The sequence below is a fragment of the Armatimonadota bacterium genome (assembly GCA_031460175.1).
Taxonomy (GTDB): domain Bacteria; phylum Sysuimicrobiota; class Sysuimicrobiia; order Sysuimicrobiales; family Sysuimicrobiaceae; genus Sysuimicrobium; species Sysuimicrobium tengchongense.
In genome coordinates this window covers 1-16109 of sequence record JAVKGW010000001.1, presented here as the reverse complement: position 1 = coordinate 16109, position 16109 = coordinate 1, and the positions used below count along the sequence as shown (strand labels likewise).

22 protein-coding genes and 1 riboswitch are annotated in these 16109 nt (G+C 69.5%); of the genes, 20 read left to right on the top strand and 2 right to left on the bottom strand.

From position 1 onward, the window contains the following. Window positions 1–48: 48 nt before the first annotated feature. From pstC to crcB, 7 genes are all read left to right on the top strand, one after another. Complete coding sequence (gene pstC, locus QN206_00110; protein MDR7613211.1) at window positions 49–1044, top strand: phosphate ABC transporter permease subunit PstC; 996 nt, start codon at window positions 49–51, stop codon at window positions 1042–1044. Next, on the top strand, window positions 1041–1922 hold the full coding sequence (pstA, locus tag QN206_00105; protein MDR7613210.1) for a phosphate ABC transporter permease PstA: 882 nt from the start codon (window positions 1041–1043) through the stop codon (window positions 1920–1922). The genes pstC and pstA overlap by 4 nt, the downstream gene beginning before the upstream one ends. A gap of 9 nt (window positions 1923–1931) precedes the next feature. Continuing rightward, window positions 1932–2744 carry a phosphate ABC transporter ATP-binding protein PstB gene (pstB, locus tag QN206_00100; GenBank protein MDR7613209.1) on the top strand — a complete coding sequence of 271 codons (813 nt, stop codon included), beginning with the start codon at window positions 1932–1934 and terminating at the stop codon, window positions 2742–2744. A gap of 1 nt (window position 2745) precedes the next feature. Next, window positions 2746–3162, top strand: coding sequence for an arsenate reductase ArsC (locus QN206_00095; GenBank protein MDR7613208.1), 417 nt, complete (start codon window positions 2746–2748; stop codon window positions 3160–3162). Window positions 3163–3174: 12 nt separating this feature from the next. After that, a complete protein-coding gene (locus QN206_00090) occupies window positions 3175–3867 on the top strand; it encodes a response regulator transcription factor (protein ID MDR7613207.1) in 693 nt (230 codons plus the stop codon). Between the two features lie 7 nt (window positions 3868–3874). Then, window positions 3875–5260, top strand: a complete 1386-nt coding sequence (locus tag QN206_00085) for an ATP-binding protein (protein MDR7613206.1) — start codon at window positions 3875–3877, stop codon at window positions 5258–5260. A gap of 78 nt (window positions 5261–5338) precedes the next feature. Beyond that, window positions 5339–5404, top strand: a riboswitch (Fluoride riboswitch). Between the two features lie 23 nt (window positions 5405–5427). After that, the gene (gene crcB / locus QN206_00080) at window positions 5428–5799 is read left to right on the top strand and encodes a fluoride efflux transporter CrcB (protein MDR7613205.1); all 372 of its coding nucleotides are present in this window, start codon (window positions 5428–5430) and stop codon (window positions 5797–5799) included. A gap of 3 nt (window positions 5800–5802) precedes the next feature. Here crcB and QN206_00075 read toward each other — a convergent pair whose 3' ends face one another. Next, on the bottom strand, window positions 5803–6153 hold the full coding sequence (locus tag QN206_00075; protein ID MDR7613204.1) for a DUF190 domain-containing protein: 351 nt from the start codon (window positions 6151–6153) through the stop codon (window positions 5803–5805). A 54-nt stretch (window positions 6154–6207) separates the two neighbouring features. After that, complete coding sequence (locus QN206_00070) at window positions 6208–7374, bottom strand: MFS transporter (GenBank protein ID MDR7613203.1); 1167 nt, start codon at window positions 7372–7374, stop codon at window positions 6208–6210. Between the two features lie 262 nt (window positions 7375–7636). Here QN206_00070 and QN206_00065 point away from each other — a divergent pair, with 262 nt between their 5' ends. The 13 genes from QN206_00065 to QN206_00005 form a co-directional block, all read left to right on the top strand. Further along, window positions 7637–9871, top strand: a complete 2235-nt coding sequence (locus tag QN206_00065) for a cation-translocating P-type ATPase (protein MDR7613202.1) — start codon at window positions 7637–7639, stop codon at window positions 9869–9871. Continuing rightward, window positions 9868–10374 (top strand): heavy metal-responsive transcriptional regulator, encoded by a 507-nt coding sequence (locus QN206_00060; protein ID MDR7613201.1) that lies wholly within the window; start codon window positions 9868–9870, stop codon window positions 10372–10374. Before QN206_00065 ends, QN206_00060 begins: the two co-directional genes overlap by 4 nt. 35 nt (window positions 10375–10409) lie before the next feature. After that, entirely contained in the window at window positions 10410–10970 is a 561-nt protein-coding gene (locus QN206_00055) for an OsmC family protein (GenBank protein MDR7613200.1), read from the top strand. A gap of 423 nt (window positions 10971–11393) precedes the next feature. Continuing rightward, window positions 11394–11573 carry a hypothetical protein gene (locus QN206_00050; protein ID MDR7613199.1) on the top strand — a complete coding sequence of 60 codons (180 nt, stop codon included), beginning with the start codon at window positions 11394–11396 and terminating at the stop codon, window positions 11571–11573. A gap of 121 nt (window positions 11574–11694) precedes the next feature. Next, window positions 11695–12306 (top strand): DUF1326 domain-containing protein, encoded by a 612-nt coding sequence (locus QN206_00045; protein MDR7613198.1) that lies wholly within the window; start codon window positions 11695–11697, stop codon window positions 12304–12306. Between the two features lie 14 nt (window positions 12307–12320). After that, a complete protein-coding gene (locus tag QN206_00040) occupies window positions 12321–13100 on the top strand; it encodes a DUF2182 domain-containing protein (GenBank protein ID MDR7613197.1) in 780 nt (259 codons plus the stop codon). A gap of 281 nt (window positions 13101–13381) precedes the next feature. Beyond that, the gene (locus tag QN206_00035) at window positions 13382–13966 is read left to right on the top strand and encodes an RNA polymerase sigma factor (protein ID MDR7613196.1); all 585 of its coding nucleotides are present in this window, start codon (window positions 13382–13384) and stop codon (window positions 13964–13966) included. Then, complete coding sequence (locus QN206_00030) at window positions 13963–14202, top strand: zf-HC2 domain-containing protein (GenBank protein MDR7613195.1); 240 nt, start codon at window positions 13963–13965, stop codon at window positions 14200–14202. The genes QN206_00035 and QN206_00030 overlap by 4 nt, the downstream gene beginning before the upstream one ends. After that, window positions 14199–14801 carry a methyltransferase domain-containing protein gene (locus tag QN206_00025; protein ID MDR7613194.1) on the top strand — a complete coding sequence of 201 codons (603 nt, stop codon included), beginning with the start codon at window positions 14199–14201 and terminating at the stop codon, window positions 14799–14801. The genes QN206_00030 and QN206_00025 overlap by 4 nt, the downstream gene beginning before the upstream one ends. A gap of 12 nt (window positions 14802–14813) precedes the next feature. After that, the gene (locus tag QN206_00020) at window positions 14814–15020 is read left to right on the top strand and encodes a hypothetical protein (protein ID MDR7613193.1); all 207 of its coding nucleotides are present in this window, start codon (window positions 14814–14816) and stop codon (window positions 15018–15020) included. 44 nt (window positions 15021–15064) lie between these two features. Further along, the gene (locus QN206_00015) at window positions 15065–15400 is read left to right on the top strand and encodes a cupin domain-containing protein (GenBank protein ID MDR7613192.1); all 336 of its coding nucleotides are present in this window, start codon (window positions 15065–15067) and stop codon (window positions 15398–15400) included. 107 nt (window positions 15401–15507) lie between these two features. Then, the gene (locus QN206_00010) at window positions 15508–15786 is read left to right on the top strand and encodes a cupin domain-containing protein (protein MDR7613191.1); all 279 of its coding nucleotides are present in this window, start codon (window positions 15508–15510) and stop codon (window positions 15784–15786) included. 108 nt (window positions 15787–15894) lie between these two features. Then, window positions 15895–16109 (top strand): DUF1326 domain-containing protein (locus QN206_00005; protein MDR7613190.1); only part of this gene is annotated, 215 nt, incomplete at its 3' end.

The following is a 16109-nucleotide window of genomic DNA, read 5'->3' as shown; positions in this document are numbered from 1 at the left end:
CCATCTTCTTAACCCGGAATTAACACAGGCAGGGTGGGATATAGGGGGATGGGAGAGCGCAAGACCGATCGGTGGATCCGGGAGAGCGCCATCGGAGCGGGCCTGGCCCTGTGTGCCTGGCTCTCCCTGGGGGTCACGGTAGCCATCGCCGCGGTGCTCGCCTACGAGACCGTGGAGTTCTTCCGGCTTCCCGTGCACGCGGCGGATCCGCAGCTCGCGGCCCGTCGGCCGGACCTCCAGCGGTTTGTGGAGGCCCGACCGGATCTCGTGGGAAATCCGTGGCGGCTTTTGCGGGAGTTCTTCACGGAGACCACCTGGAGCCCGCTGTACAGCACCAAACGGTTCGGGGTGTTGCCCCTCTTGGCGGGGACGGTGCTCACCAGCCTCATCGCCCTCGCGGTGGCGGTCCCCCTCGGGCTGCTTGCCGCCGTGTACCTGAGCGAGTTCGCGCCGGAGGGCGTGCGCCGAAGGGTAAAGCCGGCCCTGGAGCTCCTCGCCGGGGTTCCCACCATCGTGTACGGGTACTTCGCCCTCACCTTCGTGACCCCCTTCCTCCAGGATCACGTCTTCGGGCAGGCCCTGGCGGGACAGAACGCGCTGAGTGCCGGGTTGGTGATGGGCATCATGATCCTGCCCCTCGTGTCTTCCCTCAGCGAGGACGTGATGCGGGCGGTCCCGGCCGAGCTCCGGCACGGGGCCTACGCCCTGGGCGCCACCCCCATGGAGGTCGCCCTGCGGGTGGTGATCCCCGCATCCCTTTCCGGGATCGCCGCGGCCTGCGTGCTGGCCCTTTCCCGCGCCATCGGGGAGACCATGATCGTGGCCCTGGCCGCGGGCCAGACCCCCAACTGGACCTTCAACCCCCTGGAGACCGTGGAGACCATCACCGCCTTCATCGTGCAGGTGAGCCTGGGGGACACCCCCTACGGGTCCGTGGAATACCGAACCCTCTTTGCCGCGGGTATGCTCCTGTTCGTTCTGACGCTCCTCATGAACCTGCTGAGCTTCCGGGTGGTCCAACGGTTCCGGGAGCGGTACCTGTGAGCGTGCTGGCCGCAGACCTCGACGGGCGCCGGCGACTGGAGCGGCGGAGACAGACGGCCCGGGTGTTCGTGGCGGCCTGCCAGGCGGCCACCCTGGTGGGGCTGGTGTTCCTGGGGATCCTGCTGGTGGACGTCACCCGGGACGGGGCACCTTACCTGCGGCCGGAGCTTCTTACCCATTTCCCCTCGCGCTTCCCTGCTCAGGCGGGCTATGCCAGCGCCCTGGTGGGGACCCTCTACGTGGTGGGCATCATGAGCCTCGTGGCCTTCCCGCTGGGCGTGCTCGCCGCGGTGTACCTGGAGGAGTACGCACATCCCTCTCCCCTCACCCGGGCCCTGGAGGTGAACGTCGCGAACCTTGCGAGCGTCCCCTCGATCCTGTACGGGCTCTTGGGGCTTGGAGTGTTCGTGGAGGGGATGCGGATGGGCAAAAGCGTCCTCGCGGGCGCGCTGACCCTCGCCCTCCTGGTGCTCCCTCTCGTGATCTTGGCCTCCCGGGAGGCCATCCGGGCCGTTCCTTTCTCCGTGCGGGAGGCGGCGTATGCCCTGGGGGCCACCCGGTGGCAGGTGGTGCGCCACCACGTGCTCCCGTATGCGGCCCCGGGAATCTTCACGGGCATCATCCTGAGCCTGTCCCGGGCCGTGGGGGAGACCGCGCCCCTCATCATGCTGGGAGCCCTGCAGTACGTACCGTTTCTGCCCCGAAGCGTCTGGGACTACTTCACCGTGCTCCCCATCCAGATCTTCAACTACGTCTCGCTCCCCAACCCGGAATTCCACCGGGTGGCCGCGGCGGGAATCCTGCTGTTGCTGGCCGTACTGCTCTTTCTGAACGGCACCGCCATCTGGCTGCGCAATCGAACGACCATCCAGGGGTAGGAGGAGCGGATGCAGCGGATCCTGGACACGCGACCCCAGATCCCCCACCGGGCGGTGACGGTCACGGAGCCCGTCCTCCAGATCCGGGACCTGCGGGTTCGGTACGGAGATCGGGTGGCCCTGCGGGGGGTGAGCCTGGACATCCCGGAGCGGCGGATCACCGCGATCATCGGACCTTCAGGCTGCGGCAAGAGCACCCTCATCCGGTCTCTGAACCGCATGAACGACCTCATTCCGGGTGCCCGGGTGGAAGGCCAGGTGCTCTTCCGGGGGCAAGACATCTACGCACCCGGAGTGGATCCCGTGGAGGTCCGGGTCCGGATCGGCATGGTGTTCCAGAAGCCCAACCCCTTCCCCAAGTCTGTCTACGAGAACGTGGCCTTCGGGCTGCGGCTGCACCGGAGGCTGAGCCGACGGGAGCTGGATGAACGGGTAGAGCGGGCCTTACGCCTGGCGGCCCTGTGGGACGAGGTGAAGGACGACCTGCACCGCAAAAGCGGCCTGGAGCTCTCGGGCGGCCAGCAGCAGCGGTTGTGCATCGCCCGGGCCCTGGCCGTGGAGCCGGAAGTGCTGCTCATGGACGAACCGTGCTCCGCCCTGGACCCAATCTCGACTGCCCGCATCGAGGATCTGATGGAGGACCTGAAGCAGAACTACACCATCGTCATCGTGACCCATAACATGCAGCAGGCGGCCCGGGTCTCGGACTTCACCGCGTTTCTGCTGGACGGGGAGCTGGTGGAGTTCGGACCTACGGAGGAAGTGTTCACCCGTCCCCGGGATCGCCGCACGGAGGACTACATCACGGGACGGTTCGGGTAAGGTGCGGGTCCTGGTTCTGTGCACGGGAAACTCCGCCCGGTCCCAGATGGCGGAGGGGCTCCTGCGGCACTTGGGAGGGGGACGGGTGGAGGTGGCGAGCGCGGGCACGGAGCCCCGCGGGGTGCACCCTTACGCGGTTCAGGTCATGGCGGAGGTCGGGATTGACCTCTCCCACCACACCAGCAAGTCCGTGGAAGGATTTGTCGGCCAGCGCTTCGACTGGGTGATCACCGTGTGCGACCGGGTCCGGGAGCGCTGCCCCGTCTTCCCCGGCGCCCGGACCCTGCACTGGTCCATTCCAGACCCCGCTGCCGCAGAAGGATCGGAAGAAGAGATCCTCGCCGCCTTCCGGGCGGTTCGGGAAGCGCTCCGACGGCGCGTCCGGAGGTTCCTGGACGAGGTGGAGGCTATGGAGTAGGCTCGAGGAGGGATGCAGTCGCGGACGGACTCCGAGCCCGCCCGGATCCTGGTGGTGGACGACGAGCGGCCCTTGGTGGAAGCCCTCCGGTTCGCCCTGGAGCGGGAGGGTTACCGGGTCATCGAGGCGTATGACGGGGCCTCGGCCCTTGAACGGGGCCTCCAGGAGCCCCTGGACCTCGTGATCCTGGACGTGATGCTGCCGGAGATGAGCGGGTTCGAGGTGTGCCGCCTGCTCCGGCGGGAGCGGGACATCCCCATCCTCCTGCTGACCGCCCGCACGGACGAGACGGACCGCGTGGTGGGGTTGGACCTGGGGGCGGACGACTACATCCCCAAGCCCTTCTCCATGCGGGAGCTCCTGGCGCGGGTACGGGCGGCCCTGCGGCGCTACCGCCGGGCTTCCTCGGAGTCCGTGCAGGTGGGAGATCTCGTGTTGGATCCCCGACGGCACGAGATCCGGTGCGGGGATCGGATGCTCCCTCTCGCGCCGAAGGAGTACGAGCTGTTGGCGCTTTTCATGCGGAACGCCGGCGCGGTCCTCTCCCGCGACCAGCTCATCGAGCGGGTGTGGGGCTACGACTACACGGGAGACGAGCGCACCGTGGACGTGCACGTCTCCTGGCTGCGGCGCAAGCTGCGGGAAGCGGGTTCTGGGGTGCGGCTCGTGGCGGTGCGGGGCGTGGGGTATCGGCTGGAGGCATAGGGGAGTCGTGCGGACGCTCTTCGTTCTTCTGGGTGCATCCCTGGTGGGGGTGGGGCTGTGGGCACTGGTGGCGGACCGGGTCCCGGGGTGGCTGCTGGCCCTCCTCGGGCTGGGGGGCGGAGCAGGACTCCTCCTTGCCGGCGTTCGGGAGCGGCGGCTACGAGATGCGTGTGCACGGCTCGCCCGGTACCTCCGATCCCTGCCTCCGGTGCCGGAGGCCCTGGAACCCGCCACCGGGGACGTGCTCGAGGAGCTCGCCGCAGCTGTGGACGCCACCGCGCGGCACTTCTCCGAGACCCTTTCCCGGGCGTGGAAGGAGTTCGAGCGGCTGCGGAAGGTGCTGGACACCATGGAGGAGGGCGTTCTGGTGTTTGACCGGAACCGGCGGCTCGTGCTCGCCAACGGAGCCGCGGAGCGGCTGCTGGGATTCCGGTTCGAGAGCTCCCGTGGCGCCTCCCCCATGGCGGTGTTCCGGCGACATGAGGTGGATGCCCTGCTGCGCCGGTGTGTGGAGGAAGGCGTGAGCCAGCGGTCGGAGATCGAGCTCGCGGTCCCGGACCGGAAGGTGGTGCGGGTGACCGCGGTGCCTCTGGGACCGGAAGAAGGCGTGGTGGTGGTCACGCAGGATCTCACCGACCTCCGGCGCGTGGAGGCGCTCCGGCGGGATTTCGTGGCCAACATCTCCCACGAGCTGCGCACGCCTCTCGCGTCCCTGCGGGCCATGGCGGAGGCGCTGCAGGATGGAGGATTGGAGGATCCCGAGCTCGCGCGAAGGTTCTTGGCACAGATGGTGCAGGAAGTGGATCGGTTGAGCCGGCTCGCGGAGGAACTCCTGGACCTCTCCGTGCTGGAGTCCGGGGCCGTCCGGTTGCGCCGGGAATCTTTGAGGGCCTGCGACCTGCTGAAGGAGGTGGTCGAGCGGTTCGGGCCGGCCGCGGACCGGAAGCGCATCCGCCTTCTGGTGGAAGGCGGGGACGTCCGGCTCACGGCTGACCGGGAGCGCGTGCTGCAGGCCCTCGCCAACCTCGTGGACAACGCCCTGAAGTTCACGCCTGAAGGGGGGAGCGTCCGGCTGCGCGCGGAGGGTCGGACAGGGGAGGTGGCCTTCGTGGTGGAGGACACGGGTCCGGGGATCCCTCCAGAGCACCTCCCCCGCATCTTCGAGCGGTTCTACCGCGCGGAACCCTCCCGCGCGCGGCAGTCCGGCGGGGCGGGCTTAGGCCTTGCCATCACCAAGCACATCGCCCTCGCGCATGGGGGCCGGGTGGAGGCCAGTAACCTCCCCGAGGGCGGGGCCCGGTTCACCCTGGTGCTGCCTGAGGGCGTTCTCCACACTGCGCATACGCCGCTTCTGGAAAGGAGCGGAAGGCACCCGGGCGCGGGGGAGGATTAACACGCCCTGGAATCCTCGGAGGTCCGGACGCCGCGGTTGCCCGCGGTGTGTGCGACCTGCTAGAATCCTCTTCGGCAAAATCTACGCGGCGATGGGGCTCGCCCATAACCGCCGCGACCTGCGGCTGATGGCTCCTACCGGAACCGGTAGGGGTTTTTTGTGTGAGGATGCGCTACGTTCTCGTCCTGTTCGGCGGCGCACTCGGAGCGCTCGCCCGTTACGTGGTGGACGGGTGGGTCGTGAGCCGCCTGGACACGGGGTTCCCCTTCGGGACCCTGGTGGTGAACCTGTCGGGCAGCTTCCTTCTGGGTGTGCTGTCGGTGGTCACCGTGGAGCGGCTGCTTCTGCCCGGAGAATGGCGGGTGTTGCTGGGCATCGGGTTTTTGGGCGCGTACACGACCTTCTCCACCTGGCAGTACGAAACCTTCCGGCTGCTGGAGGCGGGACAGTGGGGCGCGGGGTTGGTGAACCTGTTCGGCAGCGCGGTGGCGGGCTTCGCGGCGCTGGTTCTGGGCGTCCTCGTGGGCCGAGTTCTGTGAAGCTCAGCGCTTCGCAGGCTGCGGCCGGTGCCGGTACAGGATCACGCGGACTTTCTCGAGGGTGACCAGACCTTCACCGATCATCTCGTCCAGGACCGGCAGGAACCGCTCGATGCGCTCGGCCTCGTCCGCGATCTCGATGACCACCGGCAGGTCCTCCGAGAGGCGCAGGAGCTTTGCGGTGTGGATCCGGCTGCTGGCCCCGAAGCCTGCCAGTCCGCGCAGGACCGTGGCCCCCGCCAGCCCCATCTCCCGGGCCCGGAGCACGATGGCCTCGTACAGCGGCCGGTCGTGCCAGCGGTCGGACTCCCCCACGTAGATCCGCAGCAGCAGGCCTTCCTCGCTCAGCTTCACGGCTGCCTCCCGGTGGAGGAATTCGCCGCGCCTGCGTCCGGTCCTTTCGGCAACTTACCTTCGCCTCGGCAGCCAGGCGAACCGGAGCGCGGCCGCAACCTGTGTGGCCACCGCGAAGGCAACCAGGGCCCCGGGGTGCAGGTCGTACAGCAGGCCCAAAAGGGCGCTTCCACCGAACCACGCGACCCCGTACACCGTCTGGAACAGGCCGAAGGCAAAGGCGCGGCGGTCCGGCGGAGCCAGGCGGGCCACCGCGGCCCGCAGCACCGACTCCTGGAGCCCCACGCCCGCGCCCCACACGGCGGCACCCACCACCGCGCCCCCCGGGCCCCCGAAGATTGCCAGAGGGGCGAAGGCGGCGGAGGCTGCGCTGCCCACGGCAAGCACGGGCATCCCCCACCGGTCGAACCACCGGCCCAGGATCACCGCGGCCGCGGCGTCCGCGGCCATGGCCAGGGCGTACACCACGGGTACCGCGGCCGGCGGCAGCGCGGAGGTGCGGCTGAAGTGGTAGGCGAGGAGCGGGAAATCGACAAAGCCCGCCGCCACCAGGGCCACGCCCACGAGGTACGGCCGGAGAGCACGCGCCAGACCCCCGTCCGCGGGCGCGGCGGCCTCCTGCAAGCGGGAGGGTTCGGGGAACTCCCGGTACGCCCGGGCGAGCGCGGCCAGACACAGGACCGCGGGCAGCGCGAGCGCCGCGAACGCGTCCCGGTGACCCCACCCCGCAGCCAGGACCCCGCTCACCAGAAGAGGCCCCGCCACGGCACCGGCCTGATCCAGGGCCTCGTGCAGCCCGAACGCCCAGCCGGCTCCCAGGCGGCTGGCCGCGTACGACAGCATGGCATCCCGAGGAGGTGTGCGGAGGGCCTTCCCCGCGCGCTCGGTGAGAACCAGCAGCCCGGCCATCTCCCAGCGGCCCACCACGGCCAGAAGCGGTACCGACAGCAGGTTGACTGTGTAGCCGCCCGCGGTGAGGGCCCAGTAGCGGCGCGTGCGGTCCGCCACCTTTCCGGAGACGAGCCGTAGGACATAGCCCACCAGCTCCCCGAGGCCGCTGACGAACCCCACCGCCGTGGCGGTCGCCCCCAGGGCCAGCAGGTACGGCCCCAGAATGCTCCGCGCCCCTTCGTACGTGGCGTCCGCCAGCAGACTCACCACGCCGAGGAGGACCACGAACCGGACCGGCTGGGTGCGGCTCGGCGGGACGGGCGAAGTCATCGCTGGTCGGCCAGGTCGTGGCATACGCCTTCCGCCAGGTCCTGGCCCGCAAGCGTGAACGTAACCGTCCGCATGGTTCAGAACGAAAAGCCCCTACCGACGCTGGCAGTCTTCCAAGCGATGCCGTGGCCCACCCCTTAGGATGCCACAGGTGGAGCAGGGAAGGCGCCGGGGGCTGCTGCGAACGGCCCGTGGCCGTTCGGCGAGGCGGATCGGCTTGACCTTCCAGTCCGCTGGAAGTTGTAGGTTGGTCGAGGAGGTGATGACGGTGGCCGCGGCCAGGCTGCACCTGAAGCTGGGTGGCATGCACTGTTCCCTGTGCGTGGAGTCCGTCCGCCGGGCGGTGTTGAAGCTTCCCGGGGTCGAGTCCGTGCACGTCTCCATCGCGCACCAGGAGGCCCTGGTGGAGTACGACCCCGCCCGCCTGACCCCGGAGGCGGTCACCGCCACCCTTCAGGCGGTCGGGTTCACCGTCCACCCACCCGACGAGGCGGGCCGATCCGCGGAAGAGGAACGGGAGCTTGCGCACGCACGACGCCTCGCATGGACCGCGGCCGGGCTGTTCGTGGTCGCCTCCGCGCTCATGCTGACGTCCGCCTGGTGGGGGCCGAGCCGGGCACGGGCCCTGGCCATGGGTGTTCTGGCCGGCTTCGCCGCCTTGGGGCCGGCCCGGTGGGTCCTGCGCAACGCCTGGCAGTCCCTGCGCCGGGGCATCCTCAACCAGGACGTGCTGGCCGCATCCGCCGCGCTCGCCGGACTGGTGGGCGGAGCCGCCGGCCTCGTCGCCCCGGGCTTCCCTGCGGGCGAGTTCTTCGGCGCCACGGTGTACGTGCTGGCGTTCCACCTGGTGGGAGGGTACCTGTCCGTGCTGGTCCACGTGCGGGCGTCGCAGTCCGTGCGGGCGCTGTTGAGCCTGGCGCCCAAGACCGCGTGGAGGCTGCGCCCGGACGGAGCCGAGGAGGAAGTGCCCGTGGACCAGCTGCGACCGGGGGACTTGCTGCGGGTGCGGCCGGGGGAACGCATCCCCGCCGACGGCGTGGTGGTGGTAGGCAGTTCCGCGGTCGACGAGAGCCTGCTCACGGGCGAGCCCATCCCCGTGGACAAGCTTCCGGGAGACGAGGTGGTGGGCGGGTCGTTGAACCGGTGGGGTAGCCTCGTGATCCGCGTGGCCCGGGTTGGGCCGGAGAGCTTCCTGCAGTCCGTGGTGCGTCACGTGGCCGAGGCGCGGGCCCTCAAGCCCGGCGTCCTGCGGGTCGTGGACCGGGTCCTGCTGTGGTTCGTGCCCGGGGTGTTCGCCGCGGCGGCGGCGGGGTTCGTGCTGTGGACAGCCGGCGCGGCCGTGGCGGGCGGCAGGCCGGACGCCGCGCGAGCGGTGCTGGCGGCTCTCACCGTGCTCGTGATGGGATACCCGTGCGCCCTGGGCATGGCCACCCCGCTCGGCATCGTGCGGGCCTCCGGGGAGGCGGCCCGACGCGGGATCCTCATGCGATCCGGGGAAGCCTTTCAGCTCCTCGGTCGCGTGGACACCTTCGTCTTCGACAAGACGGGAACCCTCACGGAGGGAAGGCCACACCTGGTGGGATGCTGGACGCGCGGGATCCCGGAAGAGGATGCGTTGCAGCTTGCCGCGAGCGCGGAGCGGCCCTCCGAGCACCCGCTGGGCAGGGCCATCGTGGCCGGCGCCCAGGTGCGGGGGATCCCGTTGCTGGAGCCGGAGGAGTTCACCGCCCACCCCGGCCGCGGGGTGGCGGCGAAGGTCAGGGGACATCGGGTGCTGGTGGGCACCGAGCAGTTCCTCGTGGAAGGCGGGGTCGATCCTTCCCCGCTTCGGGCCGCGGCCGCCGAGTTTCGGGAGGTGGGCTGGACCGCGGTGCTCCTGGCCGTCGACGGCCAGGCGGTCGCGGTACTGGGGGTCGCGGACCGGCTCAAGCCCGACGCCGTGGGCACCGTCGCGGATCTGCGCAGGAGGGGCCTGCGGGTGGTCCTCCTCACCGGCGATGACCACCGCACCGCGCGGGCCGTGGCACAGGAGGCGGGCATCCCGGAGGTGTTGAGCGAGGTGCTCCCGGGGCAGAAGGCGGGGGTCGTCCGGGCGCTGCAGCGGGCAGGCCGGCGGGTCGCCATGGTGGGCGACGGGATCAACGACGCCCCGGCCCTCATGCAGGCGGACGTGGGGATCGCCGTCGGCGCGGGAGCCGACGTGGCGGTGGAGAGCGCGGACGTGGTGCTGGTGGGGGACCGGCTGGGAGCTGTGGTGGAAGCGCTAGAGCTCGCGGGGCGCAGCTACCACCTGACCGTGCAGAACGTGGTCCTGGCCCTGGCGTTCAACGGAGTGGGCGTGTTGGCGTCGGTGTCCGGGCTCGTCAGGCCGGTGTGGGCGATGCTGGCCATGGCGACGAGCGTGAGCCTGGTGCTGGTCCGATCCCTGGCGGGGAGGGTGACTCCACGCGTCGCAGCGGTGGGGACGTCGGATGTCGGGGCAGGAGGGGCGGGATGAACCAGAAGGAAGTCGGGGTTCCCCAGGCGGAGAGCGGAGTGCGCATCGGCGAGCTGGCCCGGGAGTTCGGGCTCAACCCGAGGACCCTGCGGTACTACGAGGCGGTGGGCCTGCTTCGACCCCATAGGACGCCCTCCGGGTACCGGGTGTACGTAGAGACGGACCGGGAGCGGTTGCGGTTCGTGCTGCGCGCAAAACGGGCAGGGTTCACGCTGCGCGAGATGCGGGAAGTCGTGGAGCTGAAGGACCGAGGGCAGGTCCCCTGCGAGCACGTCCGCCGCCAGGTCGAGCGGAAGCTGCGAGAGGTGGAAGCCCGGCTACAGGCGCTGCAGGCGTTGCAGGACGAGCTCCGGCGCCTGCGGCGGCGGGCCGGGCGTCGGACGAGCGGCATCCCGTGCGTCTGCCCGATCCTTGAGGGACCGCGGGACCGGGTAGAGCCGCGGAGGCCCCACGTTCCCGCTGGCCGCAATAAAGCGGGGAGCGGAGGTCGTCCTTTCCCGTAGGAGCCGGATACGAGAGGAAAGGGGAGGTGGGGGTCGTGGAGGGCAAGAAGAGCCTGAACGGGGTCGATGTGGGCCAGCTGGTGGAGACCGTGGAGGCCATCAAGGCGAACCCGGGCCTTGCACGGTTCACGTTCCGCGCGACCAGCGAGTGGGTGGGCGGCGGCCGATCCCGGACCAAGGTCCAGGGGTTCTACGGGGCCGGGCAGGAGGACACCTCGCGTACCGAGCCCTTCGTCCTGGAAGGGGATGAACCGCCCGTGCTGCTCGGCACGAACGCGGCGCCCAACGCGGTGGAAGCCGTGCTGCACGCCCTGGCGTCCTGCCTTGCGGTGGGGTTCGTCTACAACGCGGCCGCCCGAGGCATCCGGGTGGACAGCCTGGAGTTCACGCTGGACGGAGACGTGGACCTCCACGGCTTCCTGGGGCTATCGGACCAAGTGCGGCCCGGGTACCAGGGAATCCGGGTGGCGTACCGCGTGAAGGCGGACGCGCCCCGGGACGAGATCGTGGCGCTGTGCGAGTACGTCCAGAAGACCTCGCCGGTGCTGGACATCCTCCGGAATGCGGTTCCGGTGACGGTAAGGCTGGAGCCGTGAGCGCCGAGGGAGCCCGGGAGGCGGAGGTGGCGGCTGATTACGACCGAGTGGCCTCGAGCGTGAAGGTCGCGGCGTTTGCGAAGGCCCTGGGACGACGCAAGCTTCGTGAGGCTGGGCCGGATGCGCGTGCGTTGATGCACCGCTCGGGGAAGGGGCCTGGCGACACGCCGACCTCGATGGCCCGGATGGGGGTGAGGGGGATGATGGATCGACGGGAGTTTCTGAGGAAGGCGGCGGGAGCTTCTTCCACTTTCAGCCGGCTGCCAGCGCGCCGTTCCCTGTCGTGGCGTCCGGGACGTGGAAGGCCAGGCTGCTGTCGAGCTACCGGGAGATCGGCACCTACGGTGGTGCGGCGGCCGGGATTGGGGAGTTCGTCATCGACATCCATCGGCTTCGTCCATCTCCGGCAGTCTTCCGCGGGGCGTGCTGACCATCTACTGCAACCTGCCTCCGGCCGGACTGCAGACCGGGGAGATCGAAGGCTACACGCTCAGCATCCCCGGCACGGACTTCTCGGCGGGGGGAACACCCGGCCCGTTCCGCCAGATCCTGCCGGGCGGGACCGGATTGACCGTCTTCCAGCTGGCGGAGTCGCTCGGGTAAATCGAGGGCAACTAACCTCGTCGGGACGGTACTTCTGAAGGGCGTTGGGCTGGCAGTTCCCCGATTCGGCAGGGAAACTAGCTGGGACGGCGCAGGTCGTACCTCAAATTGGACGTAGGGGGTGAGGGAAGTGGGGTACGCGATCGAGGGCAAGTTGCTGGAGGCCTGTTCCTGCGCGGCGGTGTGCCCGTGCTGGGTGGGCGAGGATCCGGACGGGGGCGAGTGCGACGGATTGGTGGCCTATCACTATGAGCGGGGAGAGATCGACGGGGTCGACGTGTCCGGCTTGACCCTGGCCCTGGCGGTCCACATCCCCGGCAACGTGCTCAAGGGCGGGTGGAAGGTCGTGGCGTTCGTGGACAGCAAAGCCAGCCCCCGCCAGAAGGAGGCCATTCTGGCCGCCCATACCGGAGAGCTGGGTGGCCCCCTCGCGGACCTGGCGACGTTGGTGGGCGAGGTGCTCGGCGTGTATGACGTGCCCATCGAGTTCGCCATGACCGAGGGACGCGGGCACATCCGGGTGGGCGACGCGGTAGCCGGGGAGATGCAGCCCCTCACCGACCTCCAGGGCCGACCCACCTCGCTGGTGGACAGCGTCTTCAGCACCATTCCGGGCTCGCCGGCCATTGTGGGCAAGGCTCCAATGCTGAGGGCCCGCATTCCGCAGCACCGCATCGGGTGGGAGTTCAGCGGACGCAACGCCATCCTGGGAAGCTTCCGGTTCACCGCGTGAGAGAGCAACCGCCGATGCTGGCCACGCCTCGGACCTCGCAAGATCGCCTCTGGTACGGCGGTGCCGTGGCCGCTCTGATCGCGTCGGCGTGGGGGATCCTCGGGGTCTGGGGCGCGTCGCCCCACGCGGCCTGGCTGGGCCACCGAGGGGGCGGCGAAGCCTCGGTGCAGCTGTTGATCCACCTGGGGATCTTCGTTGTCGCCTGGACGCTCATGACGGTCGCGATGATGCTTCCCGGGAGCCTGCCGCTGGTGCGCCTGTTTGGGATCCTCGTCCGGGAGCGAGCCGGACATGGGCGCCTCGTGGCCGGCCTGGTCGCAGGGTACCTGCTCGTGTGGGCGGGGTTCGGTGTGGCCGCTTTCGTCGGTGACCTTCTGGTCCACGCCCTGATCGATCGCGTCCCTGGGATGGGAGGGTTCGTGTATCCCGCCGTGTTGCTCACGGCGGGCGCGTACCAGTTCACTTCCCTGAAGGACCGGTGCCTGACGCAGTGTCGGTCGCCCTACACCCAGATCGCCAGCCACTGGCGGGGCTTCCGGCCGATGCGCGAGGCGATGGCCCTGGGAGTCCGCCACGGGGAGTGGTGTGTCGGGTGTTGCTGGGTCCTCATGCTGGTGATGTTCGCTGCGGGAGTCGGCCACCTGGGGTGGATGCTGGCCCTGGGAGCGGTGATGGCGGCCGAGCGGGCCACCCCCTGGGGGCGGCGGGTGAGCAGGCCTGTGGGCTTGGTCCTGATGGTGTGGGCCATCGCCCTTCTGGCCGGCACGCCCAGCGTGCGACTTCTGGAATTGTAGAGGAACCTTGCGTACTGGAGGGTGACGGGCCAGCCGGGTTGGTGGGGACGAATGCGGCCCCAACACTTGAGGCAGTGAGGTTCGCCGACAACGCGGCCGCCCGGGGCCATCTGGGTGGACGGCGCTTTCCTGAATCCCGTTCGCACCCCGGCTCGAGCAGGACGACCGCTCTCCCCGTCGAGGGACGGGAGCCGGTTGGAGCCCGAGCCCCTCCCGTTTTGCAATCGGACGGGTGCGCCGTATCGTCTTTGTTGGTAGACGTCGGACGACCGGGAGCCGGGATGGCGGAGGCGGCAGGACCGGGCTTGGGCTACGAGGAGTGCGTCCGGCCCCACCTGGACTACCTCTACGGGGTAGCCCTCCGGTTGTGCGGGAACCGCACCGCTGCTGAAGACCTCCTTCAGGACGCCCTACTTCGGGCCTTCCGTGCGTTCAGGAGCCTGAGGGACCGGGAGCACCCCCGCCGGTGGCTCACCCGGGTGCTCACCAGCGCCTTCTACGACCGGGTTCGGATGGAGCTGAACGACGCCCTGCACCGTTCGGTGGAGGAAGACTTCGACCTGTTTGACAAGATCGCCGAGGAAGACCCGTTCCCCTACTCCGACCGGGTGCACCTGGACTTCCTGGAGCTGTTCGACGACGCGCGGATCCTGGAGGTCCTGCAGGGTCTGGCCCCGCAGCACCGGGTCGCGGTCATCCTGGCGTATGTGTACGGCTTCACGGCGCGGGAGATCGGCGAATTCACAGGCCGGCCTGTGGGGACGGTACTCAGCTGGCTGCACCGGGGACGGAAGCAGCTGGAACGGGAGCTGTGGGAGCACGCAGTGAGCCACCACCTCATTGACCGGGGGGCAGTCGGGAGATGATCAGTTGCCGGGAAGCCGTGGCGCGCCTGTGGGCGTACCTGGACCGCAACCTGGAGCGTTTGCAGGAACAGGAGCTGGAGGAGCACCTGGGGTTGTGCAGGCACTGTTGCGGGGAGCTGGAGTTCGCGCGTCACGTGCGGGCGCTGTTGCAGCGGCCGGGCGCGGCTGTGGAGCTGCCCACAGAGACCCGGGCGAAGCTGGAGGACTTCATCCGCCAGTTGGGAGGGGGGGCATGAGGGAGCACGCACACGCGGGTGCACAACCGCCCGAGGACCTGCTGGGCCAGGAGACGATCAAGGGGCTGGTGCGCGAGGCTTACCGGGCGGTAGTCGGGACGACCACGGGCGTGGCCGAGCGGCTGTACGACCCGGAGCAGCTGGCCCGGCTGCCCCGCGGCGCGGTGGAGCAGGCCCTCGGGGTGGGGAACCCGGTACGCGCCGCAGGCCTGCAGCCAGGAGAGGTGGTCCTGGACCTGGGGTGCGGTGGGGGCATCGACACCATCCTGGCGGCCCATGCGGTGGCGCCCGGCGGCAGGAGCATCGGCCTGGACATGCTGCCGGAGATGCTGGAGGTGGCGGCGCGCCACGCCGCGGAGGCCGGCGTGGCCAACGTCGAGTGGATGCTGGGGGAGATGGAGGCCATCCCCCTGCCCGAGGCGAGCGTGGACGTGGTCCTCAGCAACGGGGTGATCAACCTCTCGCCCCGCAAGTCCCGGGCCTTCGCGGAGATCTACCGGGTCCTGCGGCCGGGCGGGCGCATGGTGGTGGCGGACATTGTGGTGGACGAGGACCTCCCCCCGGAGATCCTGATGAGCGCCGCTGCCTGGGCCGGTTGACTCTCGGGGGCTTTGGCGGAGCGTGTCTTCGCCAGCAAAGTGCAGAAGGTCGGGTTTGTGGACATCCAGCGGGGAGAGGAGCTGCCCTTCGGGGTGGACGAGTGCGAACAGTACCCGCTGTTCACGCCGGAGCTGATTGCCCTGATGCGCCGGCTCATTCCGCCGGAACGGCAGGCGACGGTGGCCCGGTCCGTGATCTTCTCCGCACGGAAGCCTTGAGAGGAGGAATGGCTGTTCCAGGTGCCCAGAGGGAGGTGAACGGGATGGCGGCGGTGGAGAAGAAGAGTCTGGACCAGCCAGACGAGACGCAGACGCCTGAAAAGGCGAAGGTTCAGAGTGTGACGGTCCGGGGACTGAAGATCCAGCGGATCACGGTCGAGCCCGGCTGGCAATGGTCGAAACACCTGAAGCCTGTGGTGGGAACTGAAAGCTGCGAGAAGGACCACCTCATGTACATCCTTTCGGGGAAGGGTCGTGCCCGGATGAACGACGGAACGGAAGTGAGCTTTGGAGCGGGCGATGTGGTGGCCATACCTGCCGGTCATGATGGTTGGAACGCGGGAAGCGAGCCTCTGGTGTATATCGAGATCCTGCACTGAACCCCGCATACCGTGTGAGTGAGGTTCCGCATGGGAGGTGCGAGCGTTTTGATACTGCCGACGAAACACGCCGGCCGTTCGAGAAGGGGCGCATTGACGTCGTCACCGTGGGCGGGCTGACCTTCTACCGGGAGACGCTGGAACCGGGCTGGAAGTGGTCCGAGCATGTCAGGCCCGTGGTAGGCGGGGAGTTCTGCGAGCGGTTTCATGTGAAGATTTTCCTTTCGGGCCGTCAGCGGATTCGGATGCGGGATGGCACGGAGATGGAGTTCGGGCCCGGGGACGTGGCCATCATAGCGCCGGGCCACGACGCCTGGGTGGTGGGAAGCGAGCCCAACGTGCTCATCGAACTGGCCGACGCGGTGCGACGGGCGGGTCCTGAGTGAGTTCGTGGGGCGTCGCTCGTGAGGGGGTTCTGCGGCAGGCTTGTAGGCCGGTGGGTGATGTTCACGGCCCGTGAGCCGTAGGGGAGACTCCGCCGGGGAGGTGCGGACGTGGCGCGGAAGGGCGGCCAGGGTTCTGAGACTCCCGGCTCCCTTCACTATGAGCGGGGAGAGATCGACGGGGTCGACGTGTCCGGCCTGACCCTGGCCCTGGCGGTCCACATCCCCGGCAACGTGCTCAAGGGCGGGTGGAAGGTCGTGGCGTTCGTGGACAGCAAAGCCAGCCCCCGCCAGAAGGAGGCCATTCTGGCCGCCCATACCGGAGA

Coding starts and splice junctions, on each gene's coding strand:
- crcB (MDR7613205.1), top strand. CDS start 5,428: ATGCGCTACGTTCTCGTCCTGTTCGGCGGCGCACTCGGAGCGCTCGCC.
- pstC (MDR7613211.1), top strand. CDS start 49: ATGGGAGAGCGCAAGACCGATCGGTGGATCCGGGAGAGCGCCATCGGA.
- QN206_00035 (MDR7613196.1), top strand. CDS start 13,382: ATGGCGGAGGCGGCAGGACCGGGCTTGGGCTACGAGGAGTGCGTCCGG.
- QN206_00070 (MDR7613203.1), bottom strand. CDS start 7,374: ATGACTTCGCCCGTCCCGCCGAGCCGCACCCAGCCGGTCCGGTTCGTG.
- QN206_00060 (MDR7613201.1), top strand. CDS start 9,868: ATGAACCAGAAGGAAGTCGGGGTTCCCCAGGCGGAGAGCGGAGTGCGC.
- QN206_00040 (MDR7613197.1), top strand. CDS start 12,321: ATGCTGGCCACGCCTCGGACCTCGCAAGATCGCCTCTGGTACGGCGGT.
- pstB (MDR7613209.1), top strand. CDS start 1,932: ATGCAGCGGATCCTGGACACGCGACCCCAGATCCCCCACCGGGCGGTG.
- QN206_00090 (MDR7613207.1), top strand. CDS start 3,175: ATGCAGTCGCGGACGGACTCCGAGCCCGCCCGGATCCTGGTGGTGGAC.
- QN206_00065 (MDR7613202.1), top strand. CDS start 7,637: ATGACGGTGGCCGCGGCCAGGCTGCACCTGAAGCTGGGTGGCATGCAC.
- QN206_00030 (MDR7613195.1), top strand. CDS start 13,963: ATGATCAGTTGCCGGGAAGCCGTGGCGCGCCTGTGGGCGTACCTGGAC.
- QN206_00015 (MDR7613192.1), top strand. CDS start 15,065: ATGGCGGCGGTGGAGAAGAAGAGTCTGGACCAGCCAGACGAGACGCAG.
- QN206_00025 (MDR7613194.1), top strand. CDS start 14,199: ATGAGGGAGCACGCACACGCGGGTGCACAACCGCCCGAGGACCTGCTG.